Here is a 17,463-nt window from a genome sequence, read left to right on the forward strand (position 1 = left end):
GGACCCGCACGGCCATTGCGCGCGGGTGGATGCTCGCCAGTGTAAGTCGGTAGCAGGCTATTCGATAGCCTCGTACGGAAGTCCGACGTAATTTTCTGCAATGGTTTTTCGACCCGCTTCTGAACTGACAAAGTAGTCCAGTTCCGAGGCGCTGATCCGTTGGCTGAAATCATCATGCTCGTCGAAGCGGTGCAGCATCGAGGTCATCCACCAGGAGAAACGTTCGGCTTTCCATACCCGGCGCAGGCAGATCTCCGAGTATTTCTCCAGCAGATCGGTGCGCCCTTCGCGATAAACCTTCAGCAGAATGTTGAACAGCGTACTGACATCGCTGGCGGCCAGGTTCAGGCCCTTGGCGCCGGTGGGCGGCACAATGTGCGCAGCATCGCCGAGCAGAAACATCCGTCCGTACTGCATCGGCTCGACGACAAAACTGCGCAGCGGCGCGATGCTTTTTTCAATCGACGGGCCAGTCACCAGTTTCTCGGCAAGCGCGGCGGGCAGACGTGTTTTCAGCTCAGCCCAAAAGCGCTCGTCGGACCAGTCGGCAACGTTCTCCTCGGCCGGCACTTGCAGGTAATAACGGGTACGGGTGGCCGAACGCATGCTGCACAGGGCGAAGCCGCGTTCGTGCCGGGCGTAGACCAGCTCTTCGTGCACCGGCGGGGTGTCGGCGAGAATCCCCAGCCAGCCGAACGGATAGACCCGTTCGAAGGTCTTCAGGCAGTCCTCGGGAATCGACTGCCGGGCCACGCCATGGAAGCCGTCGCAACCGGCGATGTAATCGCAATCGACGCGCCAGGTTTCGCCGTCCTTTTCGAAGGTGACAAAAGCCTCGTCGCTTTTCATGCCGTGAGGAGCGACATGGCTCACTTCATAAAACGACAGTGCGCCAGCCTCCCGACGAGCGGCCATCAGGTCGCGCGTGACTTCGGTCTGACCGTAAACCATGACGGTTTTGCCGCCGGTCAAACCCTGCAGATCGATGTGTGCCAGACGCCCATCCAGTGCCAGATCGAAGCCGGCGTGCACCAGCCCTTCGGCATCCATGCGCGCGCCTACGCCGGCCTGGCGCAACAGCTCTACCATGCCTTGTTCAAGCACGCCGGCGCGAATTCGTCCGAGGACATAGTCGGGTGTCTGGCGTTCGAGAATCAGGGTGTCGATGCCGGCGTTGTGCAGCAACTGACCGAGGAGCAATCCGGACGGACCGGCGCCAATGATGGCGACTTGGGTTTTCAGCGTTTTCATTGTTTTTATGACTCGCAAGCTTCACGCGACAGGCGCCGGTGAATGATTTTTATGGATCGAGTGCTTGCATTTTTCCCTTGCGGGTCTGTCAATTGAAGGTGAAAACTGAGCCGATACCTGTACATTCTGCCAATCGGTGCGATTATCGCCCGCAACCTCGAGGCCTGGATTGAAGTGATGAACAAGCCTGACCTGCCTTCGATTCCGGTGTTCAAGCTCTACGGTGAAAGCCTGGACTGGCCGACCCCTGACTTGCTGCACTGTGAAACCATTTCCAAACGCAGCCGCGAACATCAATGGGAAATCAAACCCCACCGCCACGCCGATTTGTGCCAGTTGCTCTTCGTCTTCAAAGGTCAGGCAGAGCTTGAAATCGAAGGTCAACGCACGCAGCTCAACCAACCCGCGATTCAAGTCCTGCCACCGTTGTCGGTGCATGGCTTTCGCTTTTCCGAGGACGTCGAAGGATTCGTCGTCACCCTCGCCAATCCGCTGATCAATCACCTGCAGGCGCAACTGGGCAGTTCGGTGCACGCACTGGCCCAGGCCGAGCACTACCCGGCGGGCAAGGACGCGGAGTACCTGAACAGTCTGTTTTCAGCGTTGCAGGCCGAGTACAACGGCCATCAACCCGCGCGGGAAATGCTCATGCATTCGCTGGTCAGCGTGATCATGGTCTGGGTCAGCCGTCAGGCGCTCGTGCGCCATAACGCCAGCCAGCGGCCGCAACGCCAGCGCGAATACCTCAACGGGTTCATTCAATTGGTGGAGGAGACGTACCGCCAGCATGTGAAGGTCGAAGACCTCGCCCATCGTCTGGGGATTTCGGTGTCACACCTCAACGGCACCTGCCGCGAACTGGCAGGGCAGCCAGCGCTGCAGATCATGCACGAACGCCAGTTACTGGAAGCCAAACGTTTGCTGACCTACACCAGCATGACCATTTATGAGATGTCGGAGTTGTTGGGGTTTTCCGATCCGACCAACTTCACGCGCCTGTTCCGGCGCAGGGTGGGCATTTCGCCAAAAGCGTTTCGTGACCGGCTGAAGGCCGATCAGTGATCCTGTAAACCTGGCGATATCCTGTGGGAGGGGGCTTGCTCCCGAAAGCGGTCTATCAGTGTGCATCAATGCTGAATGGCACACCGCATTCGGGAGCAAGCCCCCTCCCACAGGATTGCATGCCAGCTCAGATCATTCAGCGCAGCGCATTAAGCGTCGCGTTATGCGGAATACAGCGCTCGAAATTGCAGCTGGCGTATTCGCGCGGCAGTTGTCGCAGTTGCTCGACCCGCCAGGCCGCGGTGCCGTACAGCGCCAGCGTGGCAGCGCAGGTGATGAAAATCGCGAAGTACCTTCTTGTTCTGATGTTCATGGCGTAGACCTCTGAACGCATACCCTGCGGTATTACTTTCAGCATAGGTCAGCGGCATAGAGTTGCCAGCCACGGATTCGGCCTATGTGACATCCCCCCTGTGGGAGCGGGCTTGCTCGCGAAGGCGTGGTGTCAGTCGATGACAATCCAGACTGATACACCGCCTTCGCGAGCAAGCCCGCTCCCACAGGGGCATCGGATTTACAGGCCCATATCCCATTCGGGATTTTCCGGGAATCGTTCGACGAGAAAATCCAGCATGCTGCGCAACGCCGCCGGCATGTGCTTGCGTGAGGCGTACACCGCGTAGATGTTCATCTGCCGTGGCTCTGCATCCGGCAGCAGGCGCACCAGTTCACCGGCATGCACATGCACCCCGGCCTGATAGGTCGGCAGCATCGCCACGCCCGCACCGGCCAGGGTTGCGCGCAGCAGGGTGCTGGCCTCGTTGGCGCTGATGTTGCCCTGCACCGGCACCGACACGGGCTCGCCGTCCTCCTCGAAATGCCACAGGCTCTTGCCGAAGTAGGAGTGGGTCAGGCAGTTGTGCCGGCTCAGGTCCTCGACCCGCTGCGGTGGCGGGTTGTCGCGCAAATAAGCCGGTGCGGCGCAGACCACCGAGCGGCACACGGTCAGGCGCCGGGCGATCAGGTTCGGATCGAGGTCATTGCTGGTGCGGATCGCCAGATCGATGCGCTCATCCACCAGATTCACCGTGCGGTCGAGCATCTGCAGATCGATGCTGACCCCGGGGTAGCGCTTGACGTACGCCGCCATGGCATCGGCCAGTTGCGCCTGACCGAACGAGGTACTGACACTGATGCGCAGCAGTCCGCGCGGTGCCTCGTCGGGTTCGCTGACGGCGGCCTGCATGTCGGTCGAGAGTTCGAGCATTTGCCGGCAGCGCGGCAGGATTTCACTGCCGGCGGCGGTCAGGCTCAATTTACGTGTGGTGCGGTGCATCAGGCGCGCGCCGACCCAGTCTTCCAGCTCCGCCAGATAACGCGACACCACTGGCCGTGACAGGTCCAGATGATCGGCCGCCGCCGACTGGCTGCCCAGATCGACCACCGTGACAAACACGCGCATTGCTTGAAGACGATCCATGATTTGCCCGCTTTCAGAAACAAACTATGTCCAAGCATCGCATTTTTTGTACCGAGTCAGGCAACTAAGCTCTGTCCCATCGCCAAACACGGCATTCGGATCACGGAGCAACAGATGATCGGCTTCACTACCCTCAAGCGCGTTTTGCTGGCCACCGCCACCCTCGGTTTCGCGGCCCACGCCGCTGCCGCCAATCTGACCCTGGATGTCTACAACCCAGGCACCCACGCGATCTTCCCGGTGACCTCGGTGCTGGTCAGCGGCGAGAAAGACGCGATTCTGGTCGATGCACAATTCGGCAAGGCCCAGGCCGAGCAGGTGGTGGAAAAGATCCGCGCCAGCGGCAAGCACCTGACCACCATTTACATCAGCCACGGTGACCCGGATTACTACTTCGGCCTCGACACCCTGACCCAGGCTTTCCCCGACGCCGAAGTGCTGGCCTCGCAGCCGACCGTGGATCACATCAACAAAACCGTCGCCGGCAAACTCGCCTTCTGGGGCCCGAAAATGGGCGGCGACGTACCGGCCAAAACCATCGTGCCGGGCGTGCTCAAGGGCGACAGCCTGATGCTCGAAGGGCAGAAGTTGCAGGTGGTCGGTCTTGAAGGCAAACAACCGGATCGCAGCTTCGTGTGGATTCCGTCGCTCAAGGCTGTGGTCGGTGGCGTCGTGGTCGCCGAGAACATTCATGTGTGGATGGCCGATACCCAGACCGCGCAATCCCACGCCGACTGGCTGCAAACCCTACACTCGATCGAAACCCTGAAGCCGAAAACCGTGGTGCCGGGTCACTACCTGGGCGAGAGCAGCCGCTCTTTGGCCAGCGTGAAATTCACCGCCGACTACATTAAGGCTTTCGACGAAGAAACCGCCAAGGCCAAGGATTCCGCTGCACTGATCAAGGCCATGCACAAGCGCTACCCGAAACTCGGCGAAGAAAGCTCGCTGGAGCTGAGCGCCAAAGTCGCCAAGGGCGAGATGAAGTGGTAACCCGATTCTGAAAACGCAGCACTCTCAAGCCAACTGGAGAATGTCATGAGCAAGATCGCAATCATTGGTGCCACCGGCCGTGCCGGTAGCCAATTGCTGGAAGAAGCCCTGCGTCGCGGGCATAGCGTCACTGCCATCGCCCGCGACACCTCGAAGATCGGCGCGCGTGGCGGTGTGGTCAGCAAGAATGTCGATGTGCTGGATTCGACGGCGCTGCAAGCGGCAGTGGCCGGTCACGACGTGGTGATCAGCGCCGCGCACTTCGCCACGGTACCGGCCAGTGCCTTGGTCGGCCCGGTGAAGCAGGCGGGTGTGAAGCGTCTGCTGGTGGTTGGCGGTGCCGGTTCGCTGTTGCTGCCGGACGAAACCCGAGTGATCGACAGCGCCGGTTTCCCCGCTGAGTACAAAACCGAGGCCAGCGCTGGCGCGGCGTTTCTTGATGCCTTGCGTCAGGAGAAGGATCTGGACTGGACTTTCCTCTCGCCATCGGCAGAGTTCGTCGAAGGTGAGCGCACCGGCACCTTCCGCGTTGGCAAGGATCATTTGCTGTTCAGTGCTGAAGGTCGCAGCTGGATCACTTTCGCCGATTACGCGATTGCGCTGATTGACGAAGTGGAAACGCCGAAGCATTCGCGTCAGCGGTTTACGGTCGGGTATTAAGCAACGACGCAGACCCAATGTGGGAGCGGGCTTGCTCGCGAATGCAGTGTGTCAGTCACTTAAAATGTCGCTGACACTCCGCTTTCGCGAGCAAGCCCGCTCCCACAGGGGGATCTGTGTACTTCAGCGGGTATGCGCCTGCTCCACCAGCCAGATCATCAACTCCTCCAGCTGCGGCGACGCTTCCCCGCCCTGCGGCATCACCACGTAGTAGCCCAGCCCCGTTTTCACCTTCAGCTCAAACGGCATCACCAGCCGCCCCGCGCGCAGGTCATCGCCGATCAGCGACCAGTCGCCAATCGCCACACCCGTCCCATGCGACGCCATCGACATCGCCTGATCCAGCGTCTCGAAATGCTGCCCCATGTTGACGTTGCTCAACTGCAATTCGGCGGCGGTCAGCCACACCGTCCAGTCCTGGGTGTCGCGGGTCGGATGCAGCAGCAGATGCTGTTGCAGGTCGGCCGGTTCGCTCAGCGCCGGTGGGCCTTTCAATAATGCTGGCGAGCAGACCGGTGTCAGCTGTTCATCAAACAGATGCAGCGCGGTCGAGGAGTTGTCCGGCGGCGTGCCGTAGATCACCGCCGCATCGAATTGCTCGCGCTGAAAGTCGACGCCATGGGCCAGTGTAGTGGTCAGTTTGACCGGCACGTCCGGGCGCTCCTTTTGCCATTGCAGCAGGCGCGGCACCAGCCAGCGCATCACGCAGCTTGGCGCCTTGAGCTGCAGGGTTTGCCGCTTGCGCCCGATCTGCTCGGTGGCCTCGCTGATCAGGCCGAAGATCTTTTCCACCCGTGGCAGCCATTCGCGTCCTTCGGCGGTCAGTTCCAGGCCTCGGGCCAGACGGATGAACAACTCATACCCCAGATGAGCTTCCAGCCCGGCAATCTGCCGGCTCACCGCGCCCTGAGTGATGTGCAACTGCTCGGCCGCCCGGGTGAAGTTGCAGCACTGCGCAGTAATCAGAAACGTGTGCAGGGCGGGCAGGGGAGGCAGTCGTTTCATGTGGATCCAAGGTATGACGTGAGGACATGGCTAGTATGACTTTTAATCGATTGTTGCCGCTACCTGCCGCCCGTTCAATGAGCCCATTCAAGGGCTCTTTGTAGGAGTGAGCCTGCTCGCGATTGCGATGTGTCAGTCACTGCGATGTTGAATGCACCGAAGTCATCGCGAGCAGGCTCACTCCTACACGGGATCTGTGTTTTCAGCTGACAAAAGGGCAATCGACATGGCGACGTGTGGCGAAGTACTGGTCAAGTTACTCGAGGATTACGGGGTCGAGCAGGTGTTCGGCATCCCCGGGGTGCACACCGTGGAACTGTATCGCGGGCTGGCCCGTTCGAGCATCAACCACGTCACTCCACGGCACGAGCAGGGCGCCGGATTCATGGCTGACGGCTATGCGCGCACCAGCGGCAAACCGGGTGTGTGCTTCATCATCACCGGCCCGGGCATGACCAACATCACCACCGCGATGGGCCAGGCCTACGCCGACTCGATCCCGATGCTGGTGATCTCCAGCGTGCAGACCCGCAGCCAGTTGGGTGGCGGTCGCGGCAAACTCCATGAGTTGCCGAACCAGAGCGCGCTGGTCGGTGGCGTCGCGGCGTTCTCCCACACCCTGATGTCGGCGGCGGAATTGCCCGGCGTGCTGGCCCGTGCTTTCGCGCTGTTTCAGGCGGGGCGTCCGCGTCCGGTGCACATCGAGATTCCGCTGGATGTTTTGGTAGAAGAGGCTGATGAGCTGCTCGCCAGCGTTCCGGTGCACATCGACCGCGCCGGGGCTGCACCGGCTGCAGTACGGCGCATGACTGAGTTGCTGGCCGGCGCTCAACGTCCGCTGATTCTCGCCGGTGGTGGCGCCATCGATGCCGCCGCCGAACTCACCGAACTGGCCGAACTGCTCGACGCCCCGGTGGCGTTGACCATCAACGCCAAAGGCATGTTGCCCTCCAGCCATCCGCTGCTGATCGGCTCGACGCAAAGCCTGGTCGCCACTCGCGCACTGGTGGCCGATGCCGACGTGGTGCTGGCGATCGGTACCGAACTGGCCGAAACCGATTACGACGTGACCTTCGCCGGCGGCTTTGAAATCCCCGGCAAGCTGTTGCGCATCGACATCGATGCCGATCAGACCGTGCGCAACTATCCGCCGCACCTGGCCTTGGTCGCCGACTCGCGCAACGCCGCGCAAGTGCTGCTCGGCGCACTGTCGCAGCAGGCGCTGGCCGAGCGGCGCAACGATTGGGGCCAGGTGCGGGCAGCGCGTCTGCGCGATGAGCTGGCCGCGACCTGGGACGCGCCAACCCTGGCCCAGACCCGTTTTCTGGAAACCGTTCTGCACGAGTTGCCGGACGCAGTATTCGTCGGCGACTCCACACAACCGGTGTACACCGGCAACCTCACGTTCAACCCGGAACGTCCACGGCGCTGGTTCAACTCGTCCACCGGCTACGGCACCCTCGGTTACGCCCTGCCGGCGGCGATTGGCGCGTGGCTCGGCGGTAGCGTCGAGGACGGTGCTCGTCCGCCAGTGGTGTGCCTGATCGGCGACGGTGGCTTGCAGTTCACCCTGCCGGAACTGGCCAGCGCGGTTGAAGCGCGTACGCCGGTGATCATCCTGCTGTGGAATAACCAGGGTTACGAAGAGATCAAAAAATACATGGTCAACCGCGCCATCGAACCGGTCGGCGTCGATATCTACACCCCGGATTTCATCGGCGTGGCCAAGGCCCTGGGCTGCGCCGCCGAGGCGATCAGCTCGGTCGAACAATTGCGCGGCGCGCTGCGTGCTGCCACCGATCGTCAGGGCCCGACCCTGATCGAAATCGACCAGACCCAGTGGATGCAGGCGGTGGCCCAATGATCAATTTCCCAACCACACTCGATGGCCTGTACATCAACGGTCAATGGTCGGCCGGACGTGAGCATCTGCGGGTGATCAACCCGGCCACCGAAGCGCTGCTGACCACGGTCAATGGCGGCGATGAACGCGCGGTTGATCTGGCCGTCAGCGCCGCCACTGAAGCGTTCAAGCGCTGGTCGAAAACCACTGGCGCCGAGCGTGGCGCGATTCTGCGCAACATCGCCAACGGCGTGCGCAACGGTCGTGACCACTTGATGAAGTTGCAGTCGAGCAACAACGGCAAACCGCAATTCGAAGCGGCGATCGATGTCGATGATGTGATCGCCACGTTCGAGTATTACGCCGAATTGGCCGAAGGCCTCGACGCACAACTCGACAGCAACGTGGCGCTGCCCAGCGATGACTTCAGCGCGCGTCTGCGTCGTGAACCGTGCGGTGTGGTCGGGCTGATCGTGCCGTGGAATTTCCCGATGGTCACCACCGCGTGGAAACTTGCGCCTGCCTTGGCCGCCGGTTGCTGCGTGGTGCTCAAACCGTCGGAAGTCACGCCGCTGCCGGAGCTGGAACTGGCGGCGATCATTGCCGAGTCCGGCTTGCCCGACGGTGTGTTCAACTTGGTGTGCGGCACCGGTCTGGCGGTCGGTGCACCGCTGTCGGCGGACCCGCGCATCGCCAAGATTTCCTTCACCGGCAGCAATGCCGTCGGCGTGCAGGTGATGCAGCGCGCCGCCGAAACGGTGAAGGGCGTGAGCCTGGAACTGGGCGGCAAATCTTCGCTGCTGGTGCTTGAAGATGCCGATTTGGAACTGGCGGTGGAACTGGCCTGCGGCGGCGGTTTCTTCAACGCCGGGCAGATGTGCTCGGCCACCAGCCGGGTGCTGGTCGCCGATGAGCTGGCCGATGAGTTTCTTGAGCGTCTGCAAAAGCGCGCACAAGCGATTCGCGTGGCCGATCCGTTCGACCCGGACGTGGAGATGGGCGCGCTGGTCAATCAGGCGCAATACCAGCGCGTGCTCGGCCACATCGACCGCGGTTTGAGTGCCGGGGCGAAGCTGGTGTGCGGCGGTAATCGTCCGGCGCATCTGCCACGCGGCTATTTTTTGCAGCCGACAGTGTTCACCGACGTGCCCCTCGACAGTGCGTTGTGGTGTGAAGAGATTTTCGGCCCGGTGCTCTGCGTGCGCAGTTTCAGCAGCGAAGCCGAGGCGATTGCCCTGGCCAACGACAGCCAGTTCGGGCTGGTCGCCAGTGTGGTGACGCGTAACGCCGAGACCGCCGACCGCGTCGCCAACGCCCTGCAGGCGGGGCTTGTATGGCTCAACGCGCCGCAAGTGATCTTCCCGCAGACGGCGTGGGGCGGTTACAAGCAGAGCAGCATCGGTCGTGAATTGGGGCCGTGGGGCCTGGCTGCGTTTCAAGAAATCAAACACGTGATCCGGGCGCTCTGAGCGCCCGAAAACGGTGAGCGCATGCCTCGCAACGAGGCATGCGTCGGTGTCATGGCTTCGATGAGTTTTTATCGATAGTCAGGTGTATTGCACGACCTCAGGATGAACCCGTCGGCAGCGCTGCAGGCCTTGTAATACAAGGCCTGCAGCGGATCCGGCCGCGCGGATGCAACGGTTGCGACCAACCTCATACTTAAAAGAACAAAGGGAGTCCTTCATGGGCGAGCATGATCTGAACAGGCGTCAATTCATTAAAACCGTCGGCGTCGCCTCGGTAGCGGCGGCGGCCCTGAGCATGCCCTTCATCCGGGCCAGCGCCAGCGACACGCGGTTCGCCGGCAAGACCCTGCGCTTGTTGACCTGGTCGGATGACACCGGCCTCGCCGCACTGCGCAACATCGCCGCCACCTTCGAGGCCAAGACCGGCGCCAAGGTCATCGCCGACCGCACCGGCAGCACCTCGGAAATGGTCGCCAAACTCAAGGCCGGCGGTGACCGTCCGCAGTACGACATCATCACCCTGGCCGGGGTCGGCGCCGAAGGTCTGGCCGCCGCCGGGCTGCTGGAAAAACCCGACCTCAACCGGATTCCCAACCTGATCGACGTACCGGAAAAATACCGCACCGGCGCCAACGGCCACGGCATCGGTTACCTGCTGTGGTGCAACAGTCTGGTCTACAGCACCCGCACCCTCAAACAGGCACCGGACAGTTATGCCGCGCTGTGGGATGCCGATCTGGCGCCGAACATTTTCCTGCCGCCGCCGAACTGGACCGAGGCCATGGACCTGATCATCATCGCCGCGAAACTCGCAGGCGGTGACGAACACAACATCGAGCCGGGCTTCAAGAAACTCGCCGAGCTGAAGGAGCGTGTGGTCACCCTCGGCGAGAATCCGAACCAGATCGCCGAACTGTTCCGCACCGGTTCCCTGGACATGGGCGGCTTGTACGCCCCGGCATTTTTCCCCAAGCAGATTCGCGATCCGAACTACGGCCTCGGTGCCACGTTCGGCATGAAGGAAGGTTTCTACACCGACCTGATGCTCTCGGTGATGCCGAAGAACCGTCCGGGCGACACCGACCTGGCCTACGCCTTCATCGACCACTCTCTCGACCCGCTGGTGCAGGGCAAGATGGCCGAAGACATCTTCAACGGCCCGGTCAACGCCAAGGCGATCATCTCCGCCGAAGCGCGCAAGAGCCCGTACATCCTCACACCGGAGCAGATTGCCGAGAAGGCGATCATGCACGACAACGCCTTCCTGGCGACCGTGCATGACCAATGGATTCGTCGCTATACGGAAATTTTTTCTTCCTGACGCCGGCCTCCCGAACACCATGGGCCCCCTGTGGGAGCGAGTCCTGTGGTGAGGGGATTTATCCCCGATGGGCAGCGTAGCTGCCCCAAGATCAGCAAATACGGTGCATCAAATGTACCGCGCACGATGGTTTTGCGACTGCTTCGCAGCCGGTCGGGGATAAATCCCCTCACCACAAAAAAATGACTCCCACAGGAGATTGAGGTGTTTGCGAGATTAGCTTTCCATTGACGAGATCATTGCTATGGAACATCAATCCCTGACCCAACCGGTCGGCGCCGCTGACGTGCGCCCGCCGCGGGGTATTTCGCCGACGGCGCGGGCGTGGTTTTTCCTCACGCCGTCGATGCTGTTTCTCGGTGTGCTGATTGCCGCCAGCCTGCTGGTGCTGCGCATGAGCGTCGGCACTAAAGGCGCGGAATGGAGCGGATTCAGCCTCGCCAGCTACGCGCAATTGCTCGAACCCTATTACCTCAAATCCCTGCTGCTGACCCTGCGTCTGGCGCTGATCAGTGCAGTGATCGCGGTGCTGCTGGCGATCCCGGTGGCGTACACCATGTCACGGCTGACCTCGCCGTTCGTGCGGCGGATTTTCCTCGCGGCGGTGCTGTTACCGCTGCTGGTCAACCTGCTGCTGCAAAGCTACGGCTGGCTGGTGATTCTCGGCCCGGGCGGGATGCTCAACCAGACGCTGATGGGCCTGGGCCTGATCAAGCGCCCGATCATGCTGCTGTACAACCAGAACGGCGTGCTGATGGGGCTTGTGCAGACCGCGTTTCCTTTGGCCGTGCTGCCGATTGCCAGCGCCATGCGCGGTGTTGCGCGTACCTACGAAGAGGCGGCGGCGACACTGGGCGCCAGTCGTTTTCAAGTGTTCCGTCAGGTGCTGTTGCCGATGAGTCTGCCGGGGATCATCACCGGGGCGACGCTGGTGTTCGCCTACAACGCCAGCAGTTTTGTCGTGCCGTTGCTGCTCGGTGGCCGCCGTGTGCCGATGCTCGCGGTGATGGTGCATGACCAGATCGCGCCGCTGATGAACTGGCCCGCGGCATCCGCTGCCGGGGTGGTGCTGATCGTCACCACGCTGGCGATCATGACCCTGTCTGAATACATCACCGGCCGTCGTCGGCGTCTGCTGGAGGCTTCGCAATGAGTACCCTGATCAACAAGCGCATGGCGCTGCTGCCTGGCGACACCGGCAAGTTCGCCGGAATCCTCTCCGGGTTCATTCTGCTGCTGGCGGTGTTGCCGATCCTGACCATGATCGTCATGTCGTTCAGCGGTGCGTCGAACCTCGACTTCCCGCCGAGCAGCTACAGCCTGCAATGGTACAAGGCGGCCTGGCACACCTTCGTCTCGCCAGACGCCAGCGACGTGCTGAGTCTCGGTCAGGCCATGGCTACCAGCCTGCTGGTGTCGTGCCTGACCATGGTTTTCGCCACGCTGATCGCGGTGCCTGCCGCCTATGCGCTGACCCGTTGCGAGTTCCGTGGCAAAGCCGTGGCGCTGCAACTGATGTCGTTGCCGCTGGTGTTTCCCATGGTGGTGTTGGGACTGGCGTTGCTGCTGGTGTTCGACAGCCTGCCGTTCCACCTGACCACTTCGCGGCTAGTGATTGCCCACGTGATTCTGGCGCTGCCGTTCGTGGTGAAAAACTGCACCGCCGCCATGCTCTCCATCGGCAGTGAAGTCGAGGAAGCCGCGCGGATGCTCGGCGCTTCACCGCTGCGGGCGATTGTCGACGTGGTGGTGCCGTTGATGAAGTCGGGGATTCTGGCGGGGATGCTGCTGGCGTTCATCGTCTCGTTCAACGAATTCACCGTGACCTATTTCCTCTACACCATCGACGTCATGACCGTGCCGATCTGGATGTACAGCCGCACCGTGTCATCGCTCGACCCCACCGTGTTCTCGTTTGCCGTGCTGATCGTGCTGATCGACTTCGTCCTGATCTGGGCGCTGGAGAAGCTGGTGGGCGAGGGCGGCGTTTCCTTTTGATTTGAGGTGCAACATGACTGGTCTGATTCTGGAAAACGTCGAGAAATTCTACGGCTCGGCTTGCGCGGTACAGGAGGTCAATCTGCATTTGCCGGAAGGCAAACTGGTGTGTTTTCTCGGCCCGTCGGGCTGCGGCAAAACCACCTTGCTGCGGATGATCGCCGGGCTGGAAACTCTCACCGGCGGCGAGATTCGCCTGGATGGCGAGAACATCGGCCACACCCCGGCGCACCTGCGCAACTTCGGCATGGTGTTCCAGTCGCTGGCGCTGTTCCCGCACATGACCGTCGGCGAGAACATCGCCTACCCGCTGAAACTGCGCGGCGTGAGCAAGGCCGAGCAGCAGGCGCGGGTGGTGGAATTGCTGGAGTTGATCCAGTTGCAGGCGATGATCGACCGACCGGTGGCGAAACTCTCCGGCGGGCAACGGCAGCGGGTGGCGATTGCCCGGGCCATCGCCTCGCGGCCGAAAATCCTCCTGCTCGACGAACCGTTGTCGGCGCTGGACGCCAAGCTGCGCGAGTCGATGCAGGTGGAAATCCGCCAGTTGCAGCAGAGTTTGAACATCACCACGATCATGGTCACCCACGACCAGCGCGAAGCCATGACCATGGCAGACATTGTCGTAGTGCTGGGCGAGCACAAGGTGCAGCAGGTGGGCACGCCGATCGAAATCTATCGGCACCCGGCCAACGAATTCGTCGCCGACTTCATCGGTTCGGGCAACATTTTTCCGGCCACGGCGCTGGGTGACGGCAAGGTCAGTTTGCCGGGCGGTGATGCGCTGCAAGTGCCGATCTGCAGCAGCATCGAAGTGGGGCAGAAGGTGAAGATGCTGATTCGTCCGGAGGATCTGCAACTGTCCGCGCCACAAGCCACGGCGGGCAATCGCTTGCTCGGCAAGGTGACGTTCGTGCGCGATATCGGCGCGACCATCGAGACCACGGTGGAGTGTTCCGGGGTGACGTTCACGGCGCTGAGCACGCCGTGTCAGGGGATCGGTTTGGGGATCGGGCATCCGGTGTCGGTGACGTTGCCGAGCGAGGCGTGTCGTGTGTTGGGGGCTTGATCCGGATTTGATGTTGGCCTCGCTGGCCTCTTCGCGAGCAGGCTCGCTCTCACATTTGGAAATGCGTTCCTCTGTGGGAGCGAGCCTGCTCGCGAAAGCGCCAGATGCAGCAACGCCAAGTCCGGATCAGACCGACTGCCGCAACCGCGCCAGATCCCGCAACGGCGGTGCACCAAACAAACGGCTGTACTCGCGGCTGAACTGCGACGGGCTTTCATAGCCCACGCGATAGCCCGCCGCCGACGCTTCCAGCCCTTCGGCCAGCATCAGGCGCCGCGCTTCCTGCAGGCGCAATTGCTTCTGATACTGCAACGGACTCATCGCCGTCATCGCCTTGAAACGGTGATGCAAGGTCGAGACGCTGAGGTTCACCTCTTTCGCCAGATCATCGATGCGCAGCGGCTGTTCGAAGTTGCCGTTGAGCCATTTGATCGCCTGGCTGATGCGGTGGCTCTGGCTGTTGGCAATCGCGATTTCATACAAGCGATGGCCCTGCGGACTGCGCAGCAGGCGATAGAGAATCTCCCGGCGAATCAGTGGCGCGAGCATGGCGATGTCTTTCGGCGCATCCAGCAGTCGCGCCAGACGCAACACCGCGTCGAGCATCGCGCTGTCGATCTTTTCCACATACAGGCCGCGCCCGGTCGGTCGGGTCGGCACGCCCATGGGGCCGGCGTCGGCGATCAGTGCGGTGATTTCCGCCGGGTCGATGTCCAGGCGCACGGCAAGAATCGGATCCTCCGGCGAGACATTCACTACCCGCCCGCTGAGCGGCATCGAGACCGAGACCACCAGATAATTCAGCGGGTCGTAATTGAAGAACTCATCGGCCAGGCGCACCTCTTTGCGGCCCTGAGCCATGATGCACAGCGCCGGTTGCGCAAGTACCGGGGCGAAGTCATGGGACTGGGTATGGCGCGACATGAACAGCGAGCCGATGGCGGTCTGATAACTGCCGTCGTCCGTGGTGTTGCGGCGGATGATCGCCGCGAGTTCTGCACGCTGTTTTTCCATGTCGGCATCGGGCGGAGACTGGAAACGATCGAATGACGTCATGCACGGCATCCTCGGCAAGGAATCTGGAATGGGGCAGAGCATATGTTTGTGCAAGCGCCAGCGGTAGACACATCCTGTCAAATGCTTGCCTGATTCTGCATGGGCTGCTTTTGCGTGCCGGCCATCAGCCCGCGACCGCCACCTTACCCCTTGGGTCGAAGACCCCTGTAGGAGCTGCCGAAGGCTGCGATCTTTTGATTTTAAAAACAAAAGTCAAAAGATCGCAGCCTTCGGCAGCTCCTACACAAAAGCGTTGTGACAGCGGTGTGACAGGTTTCTACCCATCGATGCGGGGCGTTTGTGCAGTCTCGCAGGATTGTGCAACGCAGCGGCAGGAATCGACTAACGGCACCTTGCGCCCGGCCCTTAACCTTTGATCCTGTCGCAGCCCGTCCCCCGGCTGCCACGCGACTCCCTGGGAGGGTTGAACATGTCCAAGCAGATTCCCGTCAGTCATATGGCCTTCGTTCGAGCGCGCGCCGGACGCTCCGCCGAACTGGGTGTACGCCTCAGTGCCTTGATCGAACCGTCACGCAACGCCCCCGGTTGCCTGAACTTTGCCCTGCAGCATTCGCAATGCGATCCGGACCTGTGGCTGGTCTCCGGTTTCTGGAGCCATCAACAGGCAATGACCGCGTATTTCAACAGCCCGTCGATGCAGATCTTTGCCGAATTGGTCCAGGACCTGGTGGTCAACAGCCTGGATTTCCACACCTTCAAAGAGGTGTCGGCAGCGCAGGCGCTCGGACAATGTCCGGCACCGATACACAAACTCGCCGGTTGAGGGTTTAATGTCCGGCTTATTCATCTGAGCCAGGATGTGTGCCATGGCACGTAAAGAGTTTGAACACTTCGAAGCAGTCTCCGCAGTCGTCCCTGTCGAGTTGGGCGGCAACAAGGGTTACCACGCGGCAATCGCGGTCAAGGCCCTGGTCGATGGCGGTGCGCCACGCTTCCACAAACTGCTGGGTGATCAGGTTTTCCCCGGCGCCATCGCTGCCGATGAGGCTGCCATCAATGAGCTGGACCGCCTCAAGGGCGTCACTGATGACGCCGAGCTGATCTGGTAACTGCGCTTACTTGTCCGCCCCCGGGCGCCACATCTTGAACAGGGCTTCAGGCCCCAACTGGAAATAATCCGCCGGCCCGCCGCCGCGCAGAATCGGTTCTGCCGCGGCGGTGTCGTAGATCCCGTCCTTCAACAGCCATTTGGCGATATGCACGGCGACCACTTCGCCGAGAATCAGCCAGCTCGGCACGGTTTCGCCATCGGCGCGCTGCAACTGGATGATCTGCGTGACCTTGCACTCGAAGGACACCGGGCTTTCGGCTACCCGTGGTACCGCAATCACCTTCGACGCCACTGACGTCAGCCCGGCCAATTCAAACTCGTTGACCTCAGGCGCGACCATCGCGCAGCTCTGGTTCATCTGCTCGGCCAGCGGCCGGGTGGCGAGGTTCCAGGCGAACTCGCCGGTCTGCTCGATGTTGTTCAGGCTGTCTTTGCGCCCGATGCTGGAGAAACCAATGATCGGCGGAATGTAGTTGAACGCGTTGAAGAAACTGTAAGGCGCAAGATTCAGCTGGCCGTCGGCATCCTGCGAAGAAATCCAGCCGATGGGACGCGGGCCGACGATGGCGTTGAACGGATCGTGGGGCAGGCCGTGGCCGTTGGCGGGTTCGTAGAAGTGGATGTCATCGGACATGGCTGGAGGTTCCTGGAGGGCGTTTGTAGGAGGCAATAGTGCAAGTCTGAAACAGCATTTTCCAGTCACACAAAGATATTCCAGTTGATGCAATCCCCTTTGTGGCAGCGGGTTGCTCGCGAATGCAATCTTTCAGTTGCCACAGTGGTTGACTGACCCGGCGCTTTCGCGAGCAAGCCCGCTCCCACAGGGGATATTTGCCATGCCCCAGAAATGACTAAGCCCGGCCGAAGCCGGGCTGTGCGCTTTACGACTGCAATCAGCTGATCGAAGCGGATTGGGTGCGGTCGTAGCCGTCAGCGGCGAAGGCAGCCGAACCGGTGCGGTCGTAACCGTCTTCAGCAAAGGTCGCCGAACCGGTGCGGTCGTAGCCGTCTTCAGCAAAGGTCGCCGAACCGGTGCGGTCGTAGCCATCCTCGGCGACAGTTGCCGAGCCAGTGCGGTCATAACCATCGGCAGCGACGGCCGAGCCAGTGCGATCAAAACCGTCGGCAGCAAAGGTGTTGGCGGCCATTACGGACAAGGCGAAAGCGAGGATCAGTTTGGTTTTCATGTGAGTGACTCCAGATTCGTTGGCGGGTGTGTCTTGCATGGGTTTAATGCTACGCCA

Annotated in this window: 18 protein-coding genes; 11 read left to right on the plus strand and 7 right to left on the minus strand. The window is 61.5% G+C overall.

The window, feature by feature from the left end:
- Positions 1-57: 57 nt before the first annotated feature.
- The gene (pobA, locus tag QRN61_RS07720; RefSeq protein WP_285373512.1) at positions 58-1,251 is read right to left on the minus strand and encodes a 4-hydroxybenzoate 3-monooxygenase; all 1,194 of its coding nucleotides are present in this window, start codon (positions 1,249-1,251) and stop codon (positions 58-60) included.
- A gap of 177 nt (positions 1,252-1,428) precedes the next feature.
- Here pobA and QRN61_RS07725 point away from each other — a divergent pair, with 177 nt between their 5' ends.
- Positions 1,429-2,313 (plus strand): helix-turn-helix domain-containing protein, encoded by an 885-nt coding sequence (locus tag QRN61_RS07725; protein WP_139054289.1) that lies wholly within the window; start codon positions 1,429-1,431, stop codon positions 2,311-2,313.
- Between the two features lie 136 nt (positions 2,314-2,449).
- Here the strand turns inward: QRN61_RS07725 and QRN61_RS07730 are convergent, their stop codons facing one another.
- Positions 2,450-2,626, minus strand: coding sequence for a hypothetical protein (locus tag QRN61_RS07730; RefSeq protein WP_007964044.1), 177 nt, complete (start codon positions 2,624-2,626; stop codon positions 2,450-2,452).
- A gap of 201 nt (positions 2,627-2,827) precedes the next feature.
- A complete protein-coding gene (locus QRN61_RS07735) occupies positions 2,828-3,733 on the minus strand; it encodes a LysR family transcriptional regulator (RefSeq protein WP_218274154.1) in 906 nt (301 codons plus the stop codon).
- 114 nt (positions 3,734-3,847) lie between these two features.
- On the opposite strand from QRN61_RS07735, the gene QRN61_RS07740 reads away from it, so the two are divergent.
- Entirely contained in the window at positions 3,848-4,726 is an 879-nt protein-coding gene (locus tag QRN61_RS07740) for an MBL fold metallo-hydrolase (RefSeq protein ID WP_096795117.1), read from the plus strand.
- Between the two features lie 45 nt (positions 4,727-4,771).
- Positions 4,772-5,386 carry an NAD(P)-dependent oxidoreductase gene (locus tag QRN61_RS07745; protein WP_285373513.1) on the plus strand — a complete coding sequence of 205 codons (615 nt, stop codon included), beginning with the start codon at positions 4,772-4,774 and terminating at the stop codon, positions 5,384-5,386.
- A gap of 123 nt (positions 5,387-5,509) precedes the next feature.
- On the opposite strand, the gene QRN61_RS07750 is transcribed toward QRN61_RS07745, so the two are convergent.
- Positions 5,510-6,391 (minus strand): LysR substrate-binding domain-containing protein, encoded by an 882-nt coding sequence (locus QRN61_RS07750; protein ID WP_183784042.1) that lies wholly within the window; start codon positions 6,389-6,391, stop codon positions 5,510-5,512.
- A gap of 226 nt (positions 6,392-6,617) precedes the next feature.
- Between QRN61_RS07750 and QRN61_RS07755 the strand changes: the two genes are divergently transcribed.
- The 6 genes from QRN61_RS07755 (at position 6,618) to QRN61_RS07780 (ending at position 14,091) form a co-directional block, all read left to right on the plus strand.
- Positions 6,618-8,255, plus strand: a complete 1,638-nt coding sequence (locus tag QRN61_RS07755) for a 5-guanidino-2-oxopentanoate decarboxylase (RefSeq protein ID WP_285373514.1) — start codon at positions 6,618-6,620, stop codon at positions 8,253-8,255.
- Entirely contained in the window at positions 8,252-9,703 is a 1,452-nt protein-coding gene (locus QRN61_RS07760; protein ID WP_097086001.1) for an aldehyde dehydrogenase family protein, read from the plus strand. The genes QRN61_RS07755 and QRN61_RS07760 overlap by 4 nt, the downstream gene beginning before the upstream one ends.
- Positions 9,704-9,920: 217 nt before the next feature.
- Complete coding sequence (locus QRN61_RS07765; RefSeq protein WP_123588622.1) at positions 9,921-11,024, plus strand: ABC transporter substrate-binding protein; 1,104 nt, start codon at positions 9,921-9,923, stop codon at positions 11,022-11,024.
- Between the two features lie 244 nt (positions 11,025-11,268).
- Complete coding sequence (locus QRN61_RS07770; protein ID WP_285373515.1) at positions 11,269-12,177, plus strand: ABC transporter permease; 909 nt, start codon at positions 11,269-11,271, stop codon at positions 12,175-12,177.
- Positions 12,174-13,022, plus strand: a complete 849-nt coding sequence (locus QRN61_RS07775; RefSeq protein ID WP_095668437.1) for an ABC transporter permease — start codon at positions 12,174-12,176, stop codon at positions 13,020-13,022. The genes QRN61_RS07770 and QRN61_RS07775 overlap by 4 nt, the downstream gene beginning before the upstream one ends.
- A 13-nt stretch (positions 13,023-13,035) precedes the next feature.
- Complete coding sequence (locus QRN61_RS07780) at positions 13,036-14,091, plus strand: ABC transporter ATP-binding protein (protein WP_285373516.1); 1,056 nt, start codon at positions 13,036-13,038, stop codon at positions 14,089-14,091.
- A gap of 126 nt (positions 14,092-14,217) precedes the next feature.
- On the opposite strand, the gene QRN61_RS07785 is transcribed toward QRN61_RS07780, so the two are convergent.
- Complete coding sequence (locus QRN61_RS07785) at positions 14,218-15,147, minus strand: AraC family transcriptional regulator (RefSeq protein WP_027612494.1); 930 nt, start codon at positions 15,145-15,147, stop codon at positions 14,218-14,220.
- Positions 15,148-15,577: 430 nt separating this feature from the next.
- Here QRN61_RS07785 and QRN61_RS07790 point away from each other — a divergent pair, with 430 nt between their 5' ends.
- Positions 15,578-15,931 (plus strand): antibiotic biosynthesis monooxygenase family protein, encoded by a 354-nt coding sequence (locus tag QRN61_RS07790; RefSeq protein WP_095136993.1) that lies wholly within the window; start codon positions 15,578-15,580, stop codon positions 15,929-15,931.
- A 43-nt stretch (positions 15,932-15,974) separates the two neighbouring features.
- A complete protein-coding gene (locus QRN61_RS07795; protein WP_007965872.1) occupies positions 15,975-16,217 on the plus strand; it encodes a hypothetical protein in 243 nt (80 codons plus the stop codon).
- Positions 16,218-16,223: 6 nt separating this feature from the next.
- On the opposite strand, the gene QRN61_RS07800 is transcribed toward QRN61_RS07795, so the two are convergent.
- Complete coding sequence (locus QRN61_RS07800) at positions 16,224-16,853, minus strand: flavin reductase family protein (protein WP_027612497.1); 630 nt, start codon at positions 16,851-16,853, stop codon at positions 16,224-16,226.
- A gap of 259 nt (positions 16,854-17,112) precedes the next feature.
- Positions 17,113-17,406 carry a hypothetical protein gene (locus QRN61_RS07805; RefSeq protein WP_097085995.1) on the minus strand — a complete coding sequence of 98 codons (294 nt, stop codon included), beginning with the start codon at positions 17,404-17,406 and terminating at the stop codon, positions 17,113-17,115.
- Between the last annotated feature and the right edge of the window lie 57 nt (positions 17,407-17,463).

The organism is Pseudomonas sp. lyk4-TYG-107, from assembly GCF_030209055.1.
GTDB classification, from domain to species: domain Bacteria; phylum Pseudomonadota; class Gammaproteobacteria; order Pseudomonadales; family Pseudomonadaceae; genus Aquipseudomonas; species Aquipseudomonas putida_A.

Coding starts and splice junctions, on each gene's coding strand:
- QRN61_RS07800 (WP_027612497.1), bottom strand. CDS start 16,853: ATGTCCGATGACATCCACTTCTACGAACCCGCCAACGGCCACGGCCTG.
- QRN61_RS07740 (WP_096795117.1), top strand. CDS start 3,848: ATGATCGGCTTCACTACCCTCAAGCGCGTTTTGCTGGCCACCGCCACC.
- QRN61_RS07760 (WP_097086001.1), top strand. CDS start 8,252: ATGATCAATTTCCCAACCACACTCGATGGCCTGTACATCAACGGTCAA.
- QRN61_RS07750 (WP_183784042.1), bottom strand. CDS start 6,391: ATGAAACGACTGCCTCCCCTGCCCGCCCTGCACACGTTTCTGATTACT.
- QRN61_RS07755 (WP_285373514.1), top strand. CDS start 6,618: ATGGCGACGTGTGGCGAAGTACTGGTCAAGTTACTCGAGGATTACGGG.
- QRN61_RS07775 (WP_095668437.1), top strand. CDS start 12,174: ATGAGTACCCTGATCAACAAGCGCATGGCGCTGCTGCCTGGCGACACC.
- QRN61_RS07745 (WP_285373513.1), top strand. CDS start 4,772: ATGAGCAAGATCGCAATCATTGGTGCCACCGGCCGTGCCGGTAGCCAA.
- QRN61_RS07730 (WP_007964044.1), bottom strand. CDS start 2,626: ATGAACATCAGAACAAGAAGGTACTTCGCGATTTTCATCACCTGCGCT.
- QRN61_RS07735 (WP_218274154.1), bottom strand. CDS start 3,733: ATGGATCGTCTTCAAGCAATGCGCGTGTTTGTCACGGTGGTCGATCTG.
- QRN61_RS07765 (WP_123588622.1), top strand. CDS start 9,921: ATGGGCGAGCATGATCTGAACAGGCGTCAATTCATTAAAACCGTCGGC.
- QRN61_RS07725 (WP_139054289.1), top strand. CDS start 1,429: ATGAACAAGCCTGACCTGCCTTCGATTCCGGTGTTCAAGCTCTACGGT.
- QRN61_RS07770 (WP_285373515.1), top strand. CDS start 11,269: ATGGAACATCAATCCCTGACCCAACCGGTCGGCGCCGCTGACGTGCGC.
- QRN61_RS07805 (WP_097085995.1), bottom strand. CDS start 17,406: ATGAAAACCAAACTGATCCTCGCTTTCGCCTTGTCCGTAATGGCCGCC.
- QRN61_RS07780 (WP_285373516.1), top strand. CDS start 13,036: ATGACTGGTCTGATTCTGGAAAACGTCGAGAAATTCTACGGCTCGGCT.
- QRN61_RS07790 (WP_095136993.1), top strand. CDS start 15,578: ATGTCCAAGCAGATTCCCGTCAGTCATATGGCCTTCGTTCGAGCGCGC.
- QRN61_RS07795 (WP_007965872.1), top strand. CDS start 15,975: ATGGCACGTAAAGAGTTTGAACACTTCGAAGCAGTCTCCGCAGTCGTC.
- QRN61_RS07785 (WP_027612494.1), bottom strand. CDS start 15,147: ATGACGTCATTCGATCGTTTCCAGTCTCCGCCCGATGCCGACATGGAA.
- pobA (WP_285373512.1), bottom strand. CDS start 1,251: ATGAAAACGCTGAAAACCCAAGTCGCCATCATTGGCGCCGGTCCGTCC.